The 19,339-nt window shown below is 32.6% G+C and carries 16 protein-coding genes; 14 read left to right on the top strand and 2 right to left on the bottom strand.

Features of this window, described 5'->3' with window-relative positions:
• Positions 1 to 61 precede the first annotated feature (61 nt).
• Positions 62 to 649, bottom strand: a complete 588-nt coding sequence (locus DMB71_RS19175; RefSeq protein WP_111369731.1) for a glutathione peroxidase — start codon at positions 647 to 649, stop codon at positions 62 to 64.
• A 775-nt stretch (positions 650 to 1,424) separates the two neighbouring features.
• Between DMB71_RS19175 and DMB71_RS19170 the strand changes: the two genes are divergently transcribed.
• From DMB71_RS19170 to DMB71_RS19155, 4 genes are all read left to right on the top strand, one after another.
• Positions 1,425 to 1,955 (top strand): RNA polymerase sigma factor, encoded by a 531-nt coding sequence (locus DMB71_RS19170; RefSeq protein WP_111369022.1) that lies wholly within the window; start codon positions 1,425 to 1,427, stop codon positions 1,953 to 1,955.
• Complete coding sequence (locus DMB71_RS19165) at positions 1,955 to 2,743, top strand: anti-sigma factor (RefSeq protein WP_111369021.1); 789 nt, start codon at positions 1,955 to 1,957, stop codon at positions 2,741 to 2,743. Before DMB71_RS19170 ends, DMB71_RS19165 begins: the two co-directional genes overlap by 1 nt.
• A 79-nt stretch (positions 2,744 to 2,822) precedes the next feature.
• On the top strand, positions 2,823 to 3,209 hold the full coding sequence (locus DMB71_RS19160) for a DoxX family protein (protein ID WP_111369019.1): 387 nt from the start codon (positions 2,823 to 2,825) through the stop codon (positions 3,207 to 3,209).
• An 18-nt stretch (positions 3,210 to 3,227) separates the two neighbouring features.
• Positions 3,228 to 3,959 carry a DUF3667 domain-containing protein gene (locus DMB71_RS19155; protein WP_111369017.1) on the top strand — a complete coding sequence of 244 codons (732 nt, stop codon included), beginning with the start codon at positions 3,228 to 3,230 and terminating at the stop codon, positions 3,957 to 3,959.
• A gap of 66 nt (positions 3,960 to 4,025) precedes the next feature.
• On the opposite strand, the gene ccsA is transcribed toward DMB71_RS19155, so the two are convergent.
• Positions 4,026 to 7,241 (bottom strand): cytochrome c biogenesis protein CcsA, encoded by a 3,216-nt coding sequence (gene ccsA, locus DMB71_RS19150; protein ID WP_111369015.1) that lies wholly within the window; start codon positions 7,239 to 7,241, stop codon positions 4,026 to 4,028.
• A 288-nt stretch (positions 7,242 to 7,529) separates the two neighbouring features.
• On the opposite strand from ccsA, the gene DMB71_RS19145 reads away from it, so the two are divergent.
• From DMB71_RS19145 to DMB71_RS19100, 10 genes are all read left to right on the top strand, one after another.
• Positions 7,530 to 8,291 (top strand): Rossmann-like and DUF2520 domain-containing protein, encoded by a 762-nt coding sequence (locus DMB71_RS19145; RefSeq protein WP_111369014.1) that lies wholly within the window; start codon positions 7,530 to 7,532, stop codon positions 8,289 to 8,291.
• A complete protein-coding gene (locus DMB71_RS19140; protein ID WP_111369012.1) occupies positions 8,275 to 8,802 on the top strand; it encodes a KdsC family phosphatase in 528 nt (175 codons plus the stop codon). Before DMB71_RS19145 ends, DMB71_RS19140 begins: the two co-directional genes overlap by 17 nt.
• 86 nt (positions 8,803 to 8,888) lie before the next feature.
• The gene (locus tag DMB71_RS19135; protein WP_111369010.1) at positions 8,889 to 9,815 is read left to right on the top strand and encodes a geranylgeranylglycerol-phosphate geranylgeranyltransferase; all 927 of its coding nucleotides are present in this window, start codon (positions 8,889 to 8,891) and stop codon (positions 9,813 to 9,815) included.
• Positions 9,808 to 10,392: a Maf-like protein gene (locus tag DMB71_RS19130; protein WP_111369008.1), complete on the top strand. Its 585-nt coding sequence runs from the start codon at positions 9,808 to 9,810 to the stop codon at positions 10,390 to 10,392. The genes DMB71_RS19135 and DMB71_RS19130 overlap by 8 nt, the downstream gene beginning before the upstream one ends.
• Before the next feature lie 10 nt (positions 10,393 to 10,402).
• Positions 10,403 to 10,933, top strand: a complete 531-nt coding sequence (locus tag DMB71_RS19125; protein WP_111369007.1) for a mechanosensitive ion channel domain-containing protein — start codon at positions 10,403 to 10,405, stop codon at positions 10,931 to 10,933.
• A 102-nt stretch (positions 10,934 to 11,035) separates the two neighbouring features.
• Positions 11,036 to 12,136 (top strand): AI-2E family transporter, encoded by a 1,101-nt coding sequence (locus DMB71_RS19120; RefSeq protein ID WP_111369005.1) that lies wholly within the window; start codon positions 11,036 to 11,038, stop codon positions 12,134 to 12,136.
• A 78-nt stretch (positions 12,137 to 12,214) separates the two neighbouring features.
• A complete protein-coding gene (locus DMB71_RS19115; RefSeq protein WP_111369003.1) occupies positions 12,215 to 14,047 on the top strand; it encodes a BamA/TamA family outer membrane protein in 1,833 nt (610 codons plus the stop codon).
• A 185-nt stretch (positions 14,048 to 14,232) separates the two neighbouring features.
• A complete protein-coding gene (locus tag DMB71_RS19110) occupies positions 14,233 to 14,748 on the top strand; it encodes a hypothetical protein (protein ID WP_111369001.1) in 516 nt (171 codons plus the stop codon).
• 209 nt (positions 14,749 to 14,957) lie between these two features.
• Positions 14,958 to 16,583: an LVIVD repeat-containing protein gene (locus DMB71_RS19105; protein ID WP_111368999.1), complete on the top strand. Its 1,626-nt coding sequence runs from the start codon at positions 14,958 to 14,960 to the stop codon at positions 16,581 to 16,583.
• Between the two features lie 169 nt (positions 16,584 to 16,752).
• Positions 16,753 to 19,284, top strand: a complete 2,532-nt coding sequence (locus DMB71_RS19100) for a PIG-L family deacetylase (protein WP_111368997.1) — start codon at positions 16,753 to 16,755, stop codon at positions 19,282 to 19,284.
• The last annotated feature ends 55 nt before the right edge of the window (positions 19,285 to 19,339 follow it).

Here is a 19,339-nt window from a genome sequence, read left to right as displayed (position 1 = left end):
CTTGAAACCTAAAAAAAAAGACTCAAATTTGAAATTTCAAATTTGAGTCTTTTTGAGTAATTTAGCTTTTAATCCAATTGATAACTTCAGGTTCTGTTACTAAAGTTTTAGGTTTAATTACTTTAACTAATTCTCCTTTTTCGTTGATTAGGTATTTTTGAAAATTCCACTCAACTTCAGAATCTTGTAAACCGTTTCTTGATTTTTCAGTCAAGAATTTATAAACGTCGCACATATCACTTCCTTTAACAGAAACTTTGTTCATCATCGGGAAAGTTACACCGTAATTCTGCTGGCAGAAAGTTTCGATTTCTTTAGCAGTTCCTGGCTCTTGAGAAGCAAAATTATTTGCAGGAAAACCAACAATTACAAAACCTTTATCTTTATACTCTTTGTAAACTGCTTCTAAATCTTTGTATTGTGGAGTTAAACCACATTTTGAAGCTGTGTTTACAATCATGATTTTTTTGCCTTTCAAAGACGCAAAATCAAAAGTATCTCCTGACAAGTCTTCTACTTTAAATTGATAAATTGTTTCTTTAGCCATGGCTTTATCTTTTTTAGATAATTTGTTTGTATTAGTTTGAGCATTTAATCCTGTTGCTGACAAAACAGTCGCTCCAAATAGCATTAAAAGTATTTTTTTCATCTGATAATTTTTTATAAAATTAGCTAAAATCCACTTTCTAAAAACTTTTTTTTTGCCAATCAAAAGTTAAATAAAAAAATGAAGCCTAACGTTAATCAGACGTTAGGCTTCCCCCCATACAAACAAATCAAACCATGAATTAATTATTATGCAATCTTTTATAAATTATAGTTGATGACTCGGTTATGTCGAAAATTCGTTTATCCCCCATATGTCAAACGTCTTTTAAAAAAATCTTTAAATGGCTTGTATTGATGTAAAATTAAAATCCTAATTAAGTCGAGACATACTAAAAAAATCTTCAGTCTGGAAGTCCGAGCACATCAACTATACAATATTTATGTTTCTTTTATAATTAAATCTTGTTCAATCACAAATCTTCAATCATTCACATTTATACCAGTTGACAAAGCATTTTTTACAAAATCGTTTTCAGTAAAAATGGTCAATGATAAAACTGTTGTTAATCCAACTATTAATATTCTAACTATTATTTTGCTATCCATAAGTCTCTAATAATGTTCTAACAACAGTTTTTATTTTTTATGACTGGAAAATAAGATCTTTCTCACCTTATTAATTTCATTTACGTAATTGGATTGTTTTTGGTTTTAAAAAAATGAAAAAAAAATGCCTTTTTTTTCTGAGCCCTATGTTTTCTTAGGTTTTTAGCTACTAAAAAAAATATAAAAATGAAGAAAAAATAAATTAACTTTATAAAAGATAAGTATCTAATTCCTTAGCTTTTAATGTTTAAACTTAAAAATCCAAATCTATGAGTCAAGAAGAACTGCTAGTTTTAATTTACAAAAAGGACGAAAAAGCTTTTACACATTTGTACGACATGTACTCCAAAAGTTTATTTTCTGTTATTCACGTCCTAATCAAAAATCGCGAAGAAGCAGAAGATGTGCTTCAAGATGTTTTCGTCAAAATCTGGAAAAACATCGATTCTTACAACGAGAGCAAAGGACGATTTTACACTTGGATCCTTAATATCGCTCGAAATACTTCGATTGATAAACTTCGTTCTAAAGACTACAACAACAGCCAAAAAAACCTTTCATCAGATAATTTCGTAAATCTCTTAGACGAGAGCAATAAATTGAGCCATAAACTTGATGCAATTGGAATTCAGGAATTTGTAAAAAAACTAAAACCAAAATGTATCGAAATAATCAATTTATTGTTCTTTAAAGGATATACCCAGCAAGAAGCTTCAGAAGAATTGGCACTGCCACTGGGAACTATCAAAACACAAAACAGAAACTGTATTAACGATTTACGCAATTATTTGAAGATATAATGGAAGCACAAGAATATATAGAATCAGGAATTTTAGAGCTGTACGTTTATGGCTTGCTAAGTGAAAAAGAAAATTTAGAAATTGCCGAAATGGCAAAAAAGAATCCCGAAATGGATCAGGAAATTATTTCGATAGAAAAAGCAATAATTGCGCTTTCTTCGAGCTTCTCTCCTTTCCATTCTGTGGAAAATTTCGAAAAAATTAAAGCTCGTCTTGAACTTAAACATGGAAAAGTTGTCGATATCAAACCAGCTTCAAACTGGTCGCAATATGTGGGTTGGGCTGCGGCAGTGCTTTTATTGTTAGGTTTAGGATATCAGACTTTAGAATTAACAAAAACAAAAGAGGCAATTTCTACTGTTGGAAATGAAAAGAATAAGATTCAACGAGAATATGCGTTTTTAGATCAGCAGAATAAGCAGACTGAGAAAAACTTAAGCATTGTAAGAGACATCAAGAATACTGGAGTAACTCTTGGTGGTCAGGCCGTTTCGCCAGCTTCTTTTGCTAAAGTATACTGGAATCAGCAGACTAAAACTACTTATATCGATGCGGTAGGTCTGCCAACACCTCCAAAAGGAATGGTTTATCAGGTTTGGTCTTTGAAATTAAGTCCAGTTCTTACTCCGACAAGCATTGGTTTATTGGATAATTTTGAAGGAAATAAACAAAAAATCTTTGCTGTAGAGCAAACCGATTCGGCTGAAGCTTTCGGAATTACTTTGGAGCCAGCCGGCGGAAGCCCAACTCCAACAATGGAACAACTTTATACTTTAGGAAAAGTTTAAAGATAAACTTAATTACAAATTTTAAGCGCCTATTAATTAATTTAGTATGCGCTTTTTTTATAAACTAATATTCATAATCATGAACGGAACTTTACTTTTAAGAATTGCCACAGCTATTATATTACTTACACATTCTGTTTTTGGAATGTTTAATGGGGGAATTAATGATTTTGGAAATCTATACTTAAATCAGATAGGCTTTGCTCCTTTTGGCATCTTTCTAGCTTGGTCAATTAAGATTTCGCATATCATTGCCGCTATTTTATTATTAGCAAATAAATATGTTAAACCAGCAGGTTTTATCACCATCTTTATTCTTATTATGGGAATAATTCTGGTTCATTTTCAAGAAGGCTGGTTTGTTGTGGGCGGAGGAAGAAATGGTGTGGAATATAATTTTCTATTGATTATAGTTCTATTAGCAATTATGTATCCGAATGGAATTTCAAGAAAAAACAATTCATAAATTCAAATTTCGAACTAAATGGAAATAATGTGCAAAAACTGCCATCAAGTCTTTAGAGGTCATTACTGTAACAATTGCGGACAGTCTGCAGAAACGCATAAAATAAATGTGCATTTTTTATGGCATGATATTCAGCATGGCTTATTGCATTTTGACAAAGGAATTTTGTATTCTCTGAAACAATTATTTACTAGGCCTGGACATTCTATCCGTGAGTTTATTGAAGGAAAAAGAGTTCGTCACTTTAAACCGTTATCATTAGTCGTTCTACTCGCGACACTTTACGGATTTATGTGCCATTATTTTGAAATTAATTTTTTCAAAAACTCATCTAGTGAATATTTAGATTATAATCATTTGAATGAATGGTTTGCCACTCATTTTTCTTGGGTCACAATCGCTACAATTCCGTTTTATACTATAGGAACTTATGCCGTTTTTAGAAATCAAGGATACAATTTTGTAGAGTTTTTTGTGCTCAATACATTTAAGGCGTCTCAAAGACTTTTTGTTCAAATTTTAATGTTTCCAGTTTTACTATATCTAAACAAAACAGATCATTTACAGCAATTTTCAAGCATAACTTATGCTATCGGCTTAATATTGATATTCTGGACCAATGTTCAATTTTTTAATAAAATGTCAAAAACAAAGGCTTTTCTATTGTCTATTTTAAGTCACATAATATTTTTCATTTCATTTTTTACTTTCATAACGATTGTTTTTTTATTAAGCGGAAAGTTCTCTTAAGAAATAAATTTTTAGGCAATAAAAAAGGGCTCAAATTTTGAACCCTTTTTTTATCAATCAACTTGATTATTTTTTTACTTTTTTCGTTTTATAGTACTTTCTATATTTTGGATAAGTAATAGCTCCAATTACAGAAATTGTGATTAGGCAATAATAAATCCAATTTAACGAATGTGCTTCACCACTTGCGTAAGAGTGTAAACCAACTAAGTGGAAGTTTACTCCGTAATAGGTAAACAAAATAGAAACAAAAGCATACATACTCATTAAGTTAAAGAACCATTTTCCTCTTAAAGCTGGAACAAAACGGGCGTGAATTACAAATGCATAAACCATAATCGAGATTAAAGCCCAAGTTTCTTTTGGATCCCATCCCCAGTAGCGTCCCCAGCTTTCATTTGCCCATTGTCCTCCTAAGAAGTTTCCAATCGTCAACATGATAAGACCGATTGTCAATGCCATTTCGTTAATGTAACTTACTTCTTTGATATGCAAATCCATTTTGGCTTTGTTTTTATCATTCGTAAAGAAAATCAATAGTAAAGCAACGAAACCTAAAATCATTCCTAATGCAGTTGGACCGTAACTAGCCACAATTACTGCAACGTGAATCATTAACCAATAAGAATTAAGAACCGGCTGTAAGTTTGCAATTTCTGGATCGATCCAGTTCATGTAAGCGGCCATTAAAATCATTGCTGTTACGAATGCTGACGAAGCTACTGTAAGTTTCGATTTTCTGTCAAAAGCCAATCCGAAGAACATTGTTGACCAAGCCACATAAACAATCGATTCGTAAGCATTACTCCACGGTGCATGACCAGAAATATACCAACGCGCAATTAATCCTAAAGTATGAATTACAAATAATAATCCGACAATAATATGGAAACCATTTACAGTTATTCTAAGCCACTTTTTCTCAAAGAAGATATTAAGAATAGTAAATATCAACATAAGAATAGACGCTGTAATGTACCAGTAAGGCAACACTTTAAAAACATCATACTTATTATAAGCAATCTCAGCATCAATTTTATCTTCACTTGGTCTTACTTTAGCACCAAATTTCTTTTGAAAACCATTAATGCTTTCTACTAAATTATCGGCTGTACTAAAGTTTTTCTCAATAGAACCGTTATTTAAAGCACTAAAATATAATGGCAAAATTTGCTGCACATAAGTTGAATCCATTCCTTTAAAACCTGCGTTATCGCGTTCTAAATAAGAAACCCATTTATTTCCAGGATCATTTGGAACAGGAAATATTTTTAAAATACGTCCACTCAATGCAGACTCCATCAAATTAACCTTTTTGTCTGTTTCAACAAAATCTTTCTCAAAATTATTCGGATTTGCTGCTTTGTAAGCTTCGTCCAAATAAGGCGATAATTTATAATTTCCTTGCTCATCAAAGAATTTCACAAATGGAGCATACTGGTCTTTTGAATCAATTCCGATAATTTTACGAATACTATCGTTTCCTGATTTAATATAAATTAATGGAATCTGAATCCAAACCTGAGCATATTGCGTCATAGATAAGAATACTTGATCAGAATTCATTCCGTTGTACGTATCATTATGACTTACTTTTCTAAGCAATTCAGAAGAAAACGTATTAATTGGCTTCATTCTACCTCCAGCATCCTGAATAATCAAACGACCGAATTTTGCAGCGTGAGCTTCTGGCGCTTTATAAATATTCAATAAAGAATCCAGCTGTTTTTGGCTAGGCGGTGCTGTAACGTGATTCGCATGATCATTTGGATCTGTAGAATGTGCGTGATTATGATCATGTGAATGTACATGAGGCGTTTGTTGCGCAAAACCGCTCAAACTAATCATAAGAACAAGAATTGTAATTAATTTTTCTTTTTTCTTTTGAATAGCATCAAGCTTACGTTTCAAATCACCAAAACGAGAATGTTTAGTAAACATAATAGCCATTAAACCAATGTATAGTAGGAAATAACCTAAGTAAGTAATATTAGTTCCCCAAAAATCGTGATTTACAGACAAAACAGTTCCTTTTTCGTCTGGATCAAATGAAGACTGGAAGAAACGGTAGCCTTTATGATCCAAAACATGATTCATAAAAATATCTGCATCAAAAGTTTCTGTAGAATCCTGAACAGTTACTTTACTTTTAAAAGCAGAATAACTTTTTTCTGTTCCCGGGTATTTATCTGCAATAAAATCGTTTAAGCGAATTTTAAATGGTAAAACATAAGCTTTACTTCCGTAGAATAAAGAATATTCAATCTTGCCGATTTTCACTGTTTTTGGTTCTCCAATTTGTCCTTTAGAACCAAAAAGCATTACTTCTTTTTCTTGTCCTTCTGCTTTTACTTTTACGACCAAAGCATCAGTATGAGATTTTGCTTTAAAATCATTATTAGATTCGTAGTCAACCTTTCCTTTCAATGGAGGTTCTGGAAATACAATTCTAATATCTCCAATGCTGTATAAAGAACGCATCATTAAAGGCTGTACATTATCTTTTGTAACTTTTCCTTTAAACTGATCTGCCATTCGCATAAACTCACCTTCAAAAGGGGTTTGAATCGTATATTCCTTTCCAGTTGTATTAATATTAATAGCTCCGTCTGTCGGCTTATTTAAAGCAAATAAAACGTTGTGAATGTTCTGAACTTCACCTTCTTTAAGATAATGTTCTTCACGTCCGCCAGCACCAGCTTCAACTAATTTAAGATATAAGGTTCCGTTTGGATCTGGTTTAACCACTTCCTTAGCTCCCATGATATAGTTTGAATAGGTAACTTCAAAAGGAGTTTCGTCAAATTTTCCTGAAATACTAAAATCATTATTGGTAGCAGGAGAAAGTAAAAGGCTTTTTTCAAAAACTCTTCTTTTCATTTCACCTTTATACTCACCATCAGCGAAAATAGTTAAGAAGGTTTTATCTGAGTACACTTGGTTTTCTGCCGCGCCTTCGCGAATTGGCATCATTCCTTCGTAACTAATATAACGAGTAATAAAAGCCCCTAAAATGATAAAAACAAAGGCAAGATGCAGTAACAGCGTTGCCCATTTTTCTTTTTTATGCAATTGGTATTTTTTGATATTTCCGAAGAAATTGATCATAAAGATGGCCATAATCGCTTCAAACCACCAAGTATTGTAAATTAGTATTCTGGCTGTATCGGTATTGTATTTACTTTCGATAAAAGTTCCAACACCCATTGCAATTGCAAATGTTAAAAAAAGAACGGCCATTAATCGTGTAGAAAACAAAAAAGAGAATATTTTTTTATCCATTTCTTAGGGATTACATTGTATAAAAGTGCGACAAAAGTACTTAAAAATGTTGATTAGCAGGCTTTGCCTTTTGTTAATAAAAACCAAAAATAAAGACTATTTTTTAAACGAATTGATAATAGAGAAAGTTTAAACCTACAAAACAGCAATGTATTTTTTGGATAGTTCCGTTTAACGAAAAAGCATAAGAATTCTAATAAAAAACAGAAGACAATAAAAACTTCAAAAAAGCATTATCAATATCCAATAGGTTCCTGCATTAAAAAAAATAATACTAATTTTGCTTTCATGATTCAGATAACAATAATCGGTTCCGGCAACGTTGCACAGCATTTGATAAAGGCTTTTTCTGCCAGCAAAATTGTTGAAATAAAACAGGTTTTTTCGAGAAAGAAAGAATCCTTGCTTCATTTGATTGATTCTGAAAAGATTGCAACCGATTTTGCAGCATTAGAACCAACCGATTTATATATTATTTCAGTTTCTGACAATGCTATTTCAGAAGTTTCAGAACAAATTCCGTTTAACAATCAGCTGGTGGTTCATACATCTGGTACATCTTCAATAGAACTTTTGAATCCGAAGAATCGACGCGGCGTTTTTTATCCGCTTCAGACATTCTCTAAGAGTAAAGAATTAGATTATTCTGTAGTTCCCTTTTGCTTAGAAGCAGAAAACACAGCTGATTTTAAACTTTTGGAAACTGTTGCCAAAAGTATCTCAACAGCAGTTTACCCTATTAGTTCAGAACAACGAAAAGCGCTTCATGTAGCAGCGGTATTTGTTAGCAATTTTACGAATCATTTGTATCAAATGGGACAAGAAATCTGTGAAGAAAATCAAGTTCCTTTTTCTGTTTTAAAACCTTTAATTCAAGAAACTGCTGATAAAATCAATACGCTTGATCCTATTGATGCCCAAACGGGGCCAGCCATTCGCCGCGATTCAAATACGATTGACGCACATCTGGCTTTTTTACAAGACGAAAACAAAAAAAATATCTATAAAATCCTAACACAATCTATACAGCATAATGGCAAAAAGTTATAAAGAAATAATGAATGACATCACAACCTTTGTTTTTGATGTAGACGGCGTACTTACAGACAGTTCTGTTTTTGTAACCAATGAAGGTGAAATGTTGAGAACAATGAATATTCGTGATGGTTTTGCAATGAAAGCTGCAATCGAAAGCGGTTATCATGTTTGCATTATTTCTGGCGGAAGCAATGAAGGTGTTCGCATTCGTCTTCAAAATCTAGGCGTTAATGACATTCATTTAGCAACTCCTGACAAGGTTAAAACTTTTAAAGCTTACACAGAAACTCATAATATTAAACCTGAGAATGTGCTGTATATGGGAGACGATATTCCAGATTTTCATGTCATGAAATTAGTTGGTCTTCCTACTTGTCCTCAAGATGCAAGTCCAGAAATCAAGAATATCTGCCGATACATTTCACACGTAAAAGGCGGACGCGGCGCTGTAAGAGATGTTATCGAGCAAGTAATGAAAGTGCAAGGGAAATGGATGGAGTACTTTAACGGACAACACGATTAATTTAATTGTGAATTGTTAATTATAAATTGTTAACTGAAAAAACTTAGCATCTTAGAATCTTAGCCCCTTAGAACCTTAGAAAAAAAATGAAATTCTTAAAACTCATTCGTTATAAAAACCTATTAATGCTTGCTTTTATGCAGCTCTTATTCCGTTATGCTTTTTTAAAACAACAGCAAGTTCCACTGGCATTGGCTGATTGGCAATACGGTTTATTAGTTTTAAGCACTGTTTTGCTGGCTGCTGCAGGTTACGTTATCAATAACATTTACGATGTAGGAACTGATAGCATCAACAAACCAAATGATGTTGTCGTTGGAAAAGGAATTACAGAAACTGCCGCTTATAACATTTATATTGGTCTGAATATTTCCGGAGTTGCAATTGGTTTTATTCTGTCTAATATCATTATGAGGCCAACTTTTGCTTCGCTTTTTATTTTGATAGCATCGTTGTTGTATTTTTACGCAACAACTCTGAAACAGATTATGATTTTAGGCAATTTTGTTGTGGCATTGCTTTTGGCTTTTAGCGTTTTAATTATTGGAGTTTTTGATCTTTTTCCTGCCACTACAGGCGAAAATCAAGCACAAATGGCGAGTCTTTTTTCTATTTTAACAGATTATGCCTTGTTTGCTTTCATGATCAATTTTATTCGAGAAATTGTAAAAGACATTGAGGATGTAAACGGCGATTACAATATGGGAATGAATACGTTACCAGTAGCAATTGGAGTTAGCCGAGCAGCAAAAATAGCTTTAGGTTTTGCTGTTATTGCGTTTATTCTCTCAGGTCTTTACTGCAATACTTACTTCATGCAAAACAAACTTTACATTGCTGTATTTTACACTTTTGCAACTGTTTTGGCGCCTTTGCTTTATTTTATTGTAAAGATATTTAGTGCCAAATCTCAGAAAGATTTCCATCATTTAAGCACTATTTTAAAACTTATTTTATTCTTCGGAATTTTATCAATCCTGGTTATTGCCTTAAACATTCAATACAATGCTTAAAGAAAAATTAAAAAAATATAAAATCATTTTAGCTTCGGGTTCTCCTCGTAGACAACAGTTTTTTAAGGATTTAGATCTTGATTTTGAAATTCGTTTAAAAGATGTTGAAGAAATTTATCCGCCAGAATTAAAAGCAGTGGAAATCACCGATTATCTTGCTGAATTAAAAGCGAATGCATTTGAAGGCGAACTGGCAGCAAATGAAATTCTAGTTACAAGTGACACGATTGTATGGCATCAGAATAAAGCTTTAGGCAAGCCAAAAAATGCTGAGGAAGCTTTTGCTATGATAAAATCAATGTCTAATGCAACGCATGAAGTAATTACTTCAGTTTGTTTTAAAACGAAAGACTCTTCAACTCTTTTGCACGATATTACAAAAGTAACTATTAATGATTTGTCAGACGAAGCTATTTTATATTACATTGAAAACTATAAACCTTACGATAAAGCTGGTGCTTATGGCATACAGGAATGGTTTGGTTTTATGGCAGTTGCAAAAGTAGAAGGCTCTTATACCAATGTTATGGGACTTCCAACAGCCAAAGTTTATGAATTTTTGACTACATTAGTGTAAAAATTTATCTATGTTTTCTTTTAAAGAGTATAGTCGAGAAATAATAGCAACAATCATTCTTATCGCAATTTTGATTGTTCTGCGAATGGTAATCGCTAAACTAATAAGACGTTTTGCCGCTACAAGCCAATTATTTGAACACCGCACAAACCTAGTTATCAAGTATATTAATATTTTAATGAATATATTGGTTGTAACTACTTTAATAGTAATTTGGGGAGTTCAAACAGAAGATATTTTTATTACTATTTCTTCTATTGCAACTGTAATTGGGGTTGCGATGTTTGCCCAATGGTCCATTTTAAGCAACATTACTTCCGGAATGGTTTTATTCTTTTCTTTTCCTTTTAGAATTGGTGATACGATTAAAATTCATGATAAAGATTTCCCTATCGAAGCTGAAATTGAAGATATAAACACCTTTCATGTAAGTTTAAAAACAAAAGAAGGAGAAAAAATAGTTTTTCCTAATAATTTATTACTTCAAAAAGGAATTTCAATAATACCTGCAAAGTATGAAGAGCGTGAGTTTTTCGACTAAAATATAATGGGAATTTTATAACGGGCAGTCAAAAAGCTGGAACGCAAAAGGACAAATAAAGTGTAATATTTGTTTTATAAATTCAGCTAAATAAAATAAAAAATGACTCGGCCCGTAACATTACCCTTTTATGCAAAACTTTCTTTTATTCTTGTTACTTTAATTTGTTTTGCATTTATTTTTTGCATCGGAAAAGATATCCTTACCCCTATTTTAATGGCATTTTTATTTGCCGTTTTATTGCTTCCAATTTTTACTTTTCTAAATACAAAGCTTAAATTTCCAAGGCATCTTGCAGCAATAATCTGTCTTGCTATTTTCATCTCAATTATTGTAGGGATTTTGGTTTTTATCTCCTATCAAGTCACTTATATGGCAAATGATTTTGAAACCATAAAGAAAAACGCAAACTCATTTATTCTTGAAATTCATAAATTTATAAGAGAAAATTTTGAGGTAAGCATTGGAGAACAGAAAAAATATCTGGATTCTGTGACAAAAGATTCTGTAAAAACAGGTCAGGCAAAACTAGGCTCGTTTATAATTTCTATAAGCGATGTTCTTCTAGATAGTACGATTATGATTATTTACACCTTTTTATTTCTTATTTATAAAGAACATTTTAAACTGTTTTTTGCCAAATTAATCAAACAGGAAAATCATGCTGTTTTGCAGGATATTTTGTCTCAGATAAAAGTTTCGATCAACAATTATATAGTGAGTTTAATTATCGAAATGATTGTTGTTTCGGTATTGACCAGTCTAGGTTTATGGATTATTGGTGTAAAATATTTTATCCTTCTCGGATTAATTACAGGAATTCTGAATCTTATTCCATACATTGGAATTTTTATCGCTGGAGTTATTACTGTTCTCGCATCGTTAACCGGATCTGGAGAAATATCTGTAATTCTCGGAATTCTTATCGTAAATATTATAGTTCAATTTATAGATAATAATCTGCTTGTGCCATTAATCATTAATTCTAAAGTCGAAATAAACGCCTTTGTTTCGATTATGGGAATTATTGTTGGAGGCGCCGCTGCCGGAATCGCGGGAATGTTTTTAGCAATTCCTCTATTAGCAATTCTTAAAATCATCTTTGACCGAATTGAATCACTCTCGGCTTGGGGATATTTGATGGGAAACCACGTTCCAAGAAATTTTGTCTGGAGAAAAAGAAAAATTACAACAGAAAATTAAAAAAAGCGTTATGCTAGCATAGCATTTATTTATTCCTTAATATTATAAAGCTTAAAACTATTAGCAGAAAACTACCGAATGTCTCTAAACAACAAAATACTGTTTTTTATTTTGCTTTGCTTTTATTTACAAAGCGGACATGCTCAGGTAGATCAAAATAAAAAAGATCCTAAAAAGGAAAAAGACACCACGGAAATCTATACTAAAATTAGGAATTATTCTAAAAAAAATAAGTTTACGCAAACCATGCATAAATTATTTTTTAGATCTAAGAAACCGAAGAAAAAAGACGAATTGCTTGTTCCTATTGATTCAACAAATTATGAAGGGAAAATTATTCGAAAAATCAATATTATTACTTTAGATCCTTTTGGGCATTCTGTTGCCGATACCACACAAATGCCCAGAAACTGGGGAGAAAGAATGGGAAATCGACTTCACTTGAAAACTAAAAAATTTGCTATTTACAATTTATTGCTTTTTAAGAAAAATACACCTTACAATACTTATAAAGTATTGGAGTCTGAGCGTTTAATTCGTGCACAACGTTATGTCACAGCAGTTAGAATTTCCAATCAAAGTGTGGGGCAAGCTTCAGATTCTGTAGATGTTACCATACGAGTTTTAGATTCTTGGAGTACCATTCCTAGATTTTCAATTTCAAGCAATCAAATGTCGATTGGTTTTAAAGAAAAAGACTTTTTTGGAACAGGACAGCAATTAGAATATCGTTTTACCAATCGTTTTGATGATGGGCGAAATGGTAATGAAGCAACTTATACCGTTCCAAATATTAAAAATACTTATGTTGGTACGGTCTTGCATTACAATATGGATTTGGATAATAACTATATTAAAAGTATAGATATTGAACGAGACTTCTACTCTCCTCTGACCAAATGGGCTGGCGGATTCTATATCGATGAAAGTTTTAGAAAAGACACGCTTCAGGCTCCTGATTCTACATTTGCGTATCAGCCTAAAAAATATACGTCTCAGGATGTTTGGGTTGGACATGCTTTTAAAGTCTTTGAAGATACTAACAAAGCGATAACAAATCTTGTTACTACAGCGAGGTTTTTAAATGTAAATTATAGCGAATCGCCTTCAGATCTTTATGATCCAAATCATTTTTATTCTTCTGAAAAACTAATTCTCAGCGGAATCGGATTGAATACAAGAAAATTTATCAAAGACAGTTATATTTTTAGAAATGGACAAACAGAAGACGTTCCAATAGGACGAATTTATGGGGTAACTTTTGGATATCAATATAAAAACACGTTTTGGAGGCCTTATGTTGGTGCGCAATTCTCTTTTGGAAATTATTACCGTCTAGGTTTTTTGAGTATGAATTTTGAAGCTGGAACTTTTTTTCATCAATCCAAAACCTATCAAACCTCATTTTTGTTCGAGTCAAACTATTTCACAAAATTATACAGCATAGGGAATTGGAAAATTAGACAATTCGTAAATCCGAAAGTTGTAATTGGAATAAATCGGGATGATATTATTGGCGATCAATTAAATATAAATGAACAGAACGGACTCGCAGGATTTAACGCTTATTTGTACGGAACTAGTAAAGCAGTTTTATCGCTACAAACTCAGACATATTCTCCTCATTCTTTATTAGGATTCCGTTTAAATCCATTTTTCAATTACTCAATTGCAGTATTGGGAAGCCCAGAAATTGCAATGACAAAAAACAAGCCTTATTCTAAATTGACTATAGGATTATTGATTAGTAATGACTACTTGGTTTTCAGCTCGTTCCAGCTTTCTTTATCATATTACCCAAGTATTCCGCAACAGGGAGATAATGTTTTCAAAACAAACACTTTTGAAACTACCGATTATGGACTGCAAAGTTTTGAACTTGCAAAACCAAGAATTGTCAATTACAAGTAATTTTTTTTATTTTTTTAAGAAATTCAAAAAACACACAAACTACTACATATCAACAAATTAAATATATTTTAATTTTAATTTATTCGACGAAATGCATTTTTATTCGACAAAATGCATCTCTTTATTTTTTTTGGCACAGTATATGAATATCCCTATTCAAGATTAACATTAAAAAAAACAAAAAGATGAAAACGATAAAATTAGCAATCGCCGGATTATTTCTAATGGTTGCAAACGCCACACAAGCCCAAGTATCAGTAAATGTAAATATAGGTGCTCCACCTGCTTGGGGACCAGTCGGATATACAGAAATGGAATATTACTATCTTCCTGATATTGAAGCTTACTACGATGTTCGTGCTGCTCAATTTATCTATTTCGGAGGTGGAAGATGGGTAAGAACAACTTACTTGCCAAGACAATATAGAAACTATGATTTGTATGGAGGTTATAAAGTAGTTTTGACAGATTATCACGGTAGAACTCCATATACATACTTTGATCGTCATAGAGTAAAATACTATAAAGGATATCATGGAGGTCCACAAAGACCATACAAACCAAGACCTGTATATGGATACAATGATCGTAGAGATTACAAACGTTACGACAAACATGATAAACACTACGATAAACACCATGACAAACACGATCGCCACGATCATGATGATCACCACGATCACGGACATGGAAGAAGATAAATGCTAAATTATTAGTAATCAACACAAGAGAGTATCAAAAAAAATGATACTCTCTTTTTTTATGATAATTTAACTTTGAAGTTTTGTTAAAAATTTGTAATTTGTATATAAATCACTGTAAAACAGATAGTTTTAGTAAAATTAACCTTTGTTTAATGTGATTATGATATATATTTGCACCGAATTTTCAAAACCCAAATTAAAATCTTATGAAAAAGAATGTTTATTTGCTTTCATTTTTAGCAATGTCACTGTTAATTGGTTGTGACGATAACAATGACAACAAAAACGATGGACAATCGTCAAATAACATTACTATTACCTCAGATCAATCTGCTTTAAATCAAAGGCTTGACTTAACTAATTCAGGGGTAATTTCGATCGAAAATGGTTCTTTAACAGGAAAAGCTGCAGAGACTGCCAACACTTCATTTCCTTTGGTTCAAATTGCTGAAGTCAAACCACCAGTTGACGCCAGCGGAAGAACATTGCAGGCAAGTCATGTTACAGTAAACGGAAATTATGCTTATGTTTCCTATATCATGAGGGGTGACGCGTATTCTGGGGCAATTGATGTGATTGATGTTTCAGATCCGTATAAACCAAAATTGGTTACCTCTGCCTTAATTCCTAATACAGATATTACATCTCTTACTTTTTCTGGATCAAATTTAATTATCGGAGCGGCAAAAGATGTAGATAAAGATCCGCTTCTGACTACAAATCCTGCCATTGTTCTTAACATGGAATTAAGTTCAGGAATGCTTGCAGATAAATTCAAAACCAATTATTTAGAAAATAGAGTTACAACAGATGTTGCGGCTAATACTTCTTATTATTTTGCTGTAACGGGAGACAACGGAAGTTTATTTAAACTAAGCAGTTCTACAAAAGAAATTACAGGAAAAGTTGCTGCAACCGATTTACGTTCTATTGCTTTAACAAGCGACAAAGTGGTAACTTTAAGCGGTACAAAAGGCGTTAATGTTTACAATCAATCGACTCTTGCTCTGCAAAAAAGCTTTACAACATCAACAGATGTAAGTGGCGCAAAAAGAACAATGGATATTGACGGAACAAAACTTTTTGTTTCTGAAGGTCCAAACGGTCTTGGCGTTTACGATATCAACAGCGGATCTAAATTACAAAGCATTGCAATTGCAACAGCTGGAGAAGATAATGTAACAAATGCTGTTTCTTTTAATGATGGTTATGCTTTTGTGGCAAACGGTGCTCTTGGATTGAATGTGTACCAATCTGCAACACAACTTAATTTATTAGGTTCTGTTGGAATTGCAGGTTCTTCAAACTATGTAAAATCAAGCGGCAATTATATTTATGTAGCAAGCGGAACAGGTGGTTTGAAAATCATTAAAATGGAAAAACCAAATACTACTTTTGCAAATTGCACATCTTACAGCATTTACAATCAAGGGAAGGATTTGATTTTGAATTCAAACGAAATAAAATCGTACCAAGGAGCAACTGCTATTAATTCGGCAATTGTTAATTCTGGTGCTGTTTTAACACATTGCGGTTCAATTGCAATTCTTAATAACTTAACTTTAAATAGTGGTGGCACTTTCAACATGACAGGAAGTTTGTCTCAAGGTAAATACCAGCAATCTAATCCGACAGAATTAATTATTAATAACAATTCGCTTCTACAAATTGAAGGTTCTGTTGTAATCTGGGGAGATTTAAGATTAAATAGCGGCGCTAAGATTAATTTTATCGGAAATAATTCTTCTATAACAATCTACGGAAAAGTTACCAAAGGAAGTAACGTAATCATTACAGGAACTTACAAAGACACTGAAAACAAGTTGAAATAAAATTTCAAACCTCTTACATAAAAGCTGTTAGATTAGTTTCTAACAGCTTTTTTTGTTGCATCAGATTGAAGAAAGGTATAATTATTGCGCGTTAACAATTCATTTAAATAATCTTACATAAAATAATTACTATTTTTGGAATGATTTCAAAAAACACCTAACATTCACCATGCGAAAAATACAGATTCAGATCTTTCTTTTATTTTTTATCGGTTTTCAGGTTTCATTTGCACAGCAGCCACAAAAACCAAATTCAGTTGAAATTTACAATCAAATCAAAAAGTTAAACTTTTTAGGTTCTGTGTTGTATATTGCCGCACATCCTGATGATGAAAATACTAGAATGATTTCGTATTTGGCCAATGATATGAATGCCAGAACTGGTTATTTATCATTGACTCGCGGTGATGGAGGGCAAAACTTAATTGGCCCGCAATTGCGTGAATTACTTGGCGTAATAAGAACTCAGGAATTAATTGAAGCTAGAAAAATTGATGGCGGAGAACAATTTTTCTCAAGAGCAAATGATTTCGGTTTTTCTAAAAATCCAGACGAAACTTTAGATATTTGGGACAAAGATAAAGTCCTTGCCGATGTCGTTTGGACAATCAGAAAATTCCAGCCAGATATTATCATCAATCGCTTTGACCATCGTTCGCCTGGTACAACACATGGACATCATACATCATCTGCAATGCTGAGTGTTGAAAGCTTCAAATTAACAAACGATCCAAAAGTTTATCCTGAACAATTAAAATACGTTTCGCCTTGGCAGGTAAAACGTCAATTCTTCAATCCGTCTTGGTGGTTTTACGGAAGCCAAGAAAAATTTGATGCTGCTAATAAATCTAAATTCACAAAACTTGAAACCGGTGTTTACTACACAGGAATCGGAAAATCAAATCAAGAAATTGCTGCTTTAAGCCGAAGCCGTCACCAATCGCAAGGATTTGGAAGCACAGGCGTTCGAGGTGAAGAAACTGAGTATTTGGAACTTATAAATGGCGAAACTCCAAAAGAACGCGATAATTTATTTGACGGAATAGATACAAGCTGGAACCGTGTTAAAAACGGAAAACCAGTTGGCGATTTAATTTCTTCAATAATTTTAAAATACGATTTCAACCATCCTTCTGCAAGTATTCCAGATTTAGTTAAAGCTTATACCATGATTCAAGCTTTAGATGATACGCATTGGAAAGAAATTAAATCGGCAACCATAAAAAACATTATCGCATCTTGTTCTGGTTTGTATCTTGAAGCTGTTGCCAACGAACAGGAAGCAACTCCGGGAAGCACTATTAAACTAAGTCTTGAAGCTATTAACAGATGCTCTGTAGGAATGGAATTGATGAGTGTAACCACCCTTCCAGATCATAAAACAACGATTCAGAACATTGTTTTAAAAAATAATAACGATAATAAAATCAATCTGCAATTACAGCTTCCTAACGATATTGAATACACACAACCATATTGGCTTAAAGAAAAAGCTACAGTTGGAATGTACACGGTTTCTAATCAAGAAAACATTGGCATTCCAGATATTATACGCGACACAAAAGTAGTTTTTAACGTAAAAATTAATGATGTTGAAATTCCGTTTGAACGAACTGTTGTCTACAAATATAATGATGGCGTAAAAGGCGAAATGTATAATTTCCTTGATATTGTGCCAGAAGTTACTACTTCGATATTAGAAAGGGTTTTGATTTTCGGAAACACCAAAAGCAAAATGGTTCCAGTAAAAGTTCGTGCTGGAAAAGATGATGTAAAAGGAAATCTGCAATTAGAATTACCAAAAAGCTGGACAGTTTCCCCAAAAGAAATTCCGTTTGCTTTAGACAAAAAAGGCACAGAACAAATCTTTTACTTTGAAGTAACGCCGCCAGTAAATCCAGAAGAAGTTATAGCAAAAAGTGTTGCTATTGCTGACAATAAACGTTTTGATAAAGACCAAACGATCATTGATTTTCCTCATATTACCAAACAAATGGTTCTGAAACCTGCAGAATCAAAATGCATAAGAATTGATTTGAAAATTTCTGGTGATGCCATTGCATATATTATGGGTGCAGGCGACGAAGTTCCAGAAAGTTTAACCCAAATGGGATATAAAGTTTCGATTCTGAAACCAGAAGAAATTACGCCTCAAAAACTAGATTCTTTCAATACTGTAATTACAGGAGTTCGTGCTTACAATACTGTAAACGCTTTAGCAAACAAACAAAATATACTTTTCAATTTTGTAAAAAGCGGTAAAAACATGATTGTACAGTACAATACAAATGGTAAACTGGTTACTGATAAAATTGCACCATATCCGCTAAAACTATCAAATGATCGCGTGACAGAAGAAAACGCCAAAATTACATTCTTAGCACCAAATCATCCTGTTTTGAATACACCAAATAAAATCTCTGAAAAAGATTTTCAAGGTTGGACACAAGAACAAGGTTTATATTATCCGAACGAATACGATCCTGCCTTCACTCCTATTATCTCGTCGCATGATAAAGGCGAATCTGCAAAAGACGGAGCTTTACTTGTAGCGCCTTACGGAAAAGGATATTATATTTACACTGGTTTAAGTTTCTTTAGAGAATTGCCAGAAGGTGTTTCTGGAGCATATAGATTATTGTCGAATATTATATCTCTAAAACAGCCAATTGAAGCTCCAAAACCAGATTTAAAGCAATAAAATATGGAAGCCAAAAAAACAAAAAAATGGAAAAAAAGCTATACTTATGTCTTGA

Origin of the sequence: Flavobacterium tistrianum (assembly GCF_003254545.1) — a bacterium.
Taxonomy (GTDB): domain Bacteria; phylum Bacteroidota; class Bacteroidia; order Flavobacteriales; family Flavobacteriaceae; genus Flavobacterium; species Flavobacterium tistrianum.
The sequence above is the reverse complement of the archived record's forward strand: the minus strand, read 5'-3'. Positions and strand labels throughout refer to the sequence as shown.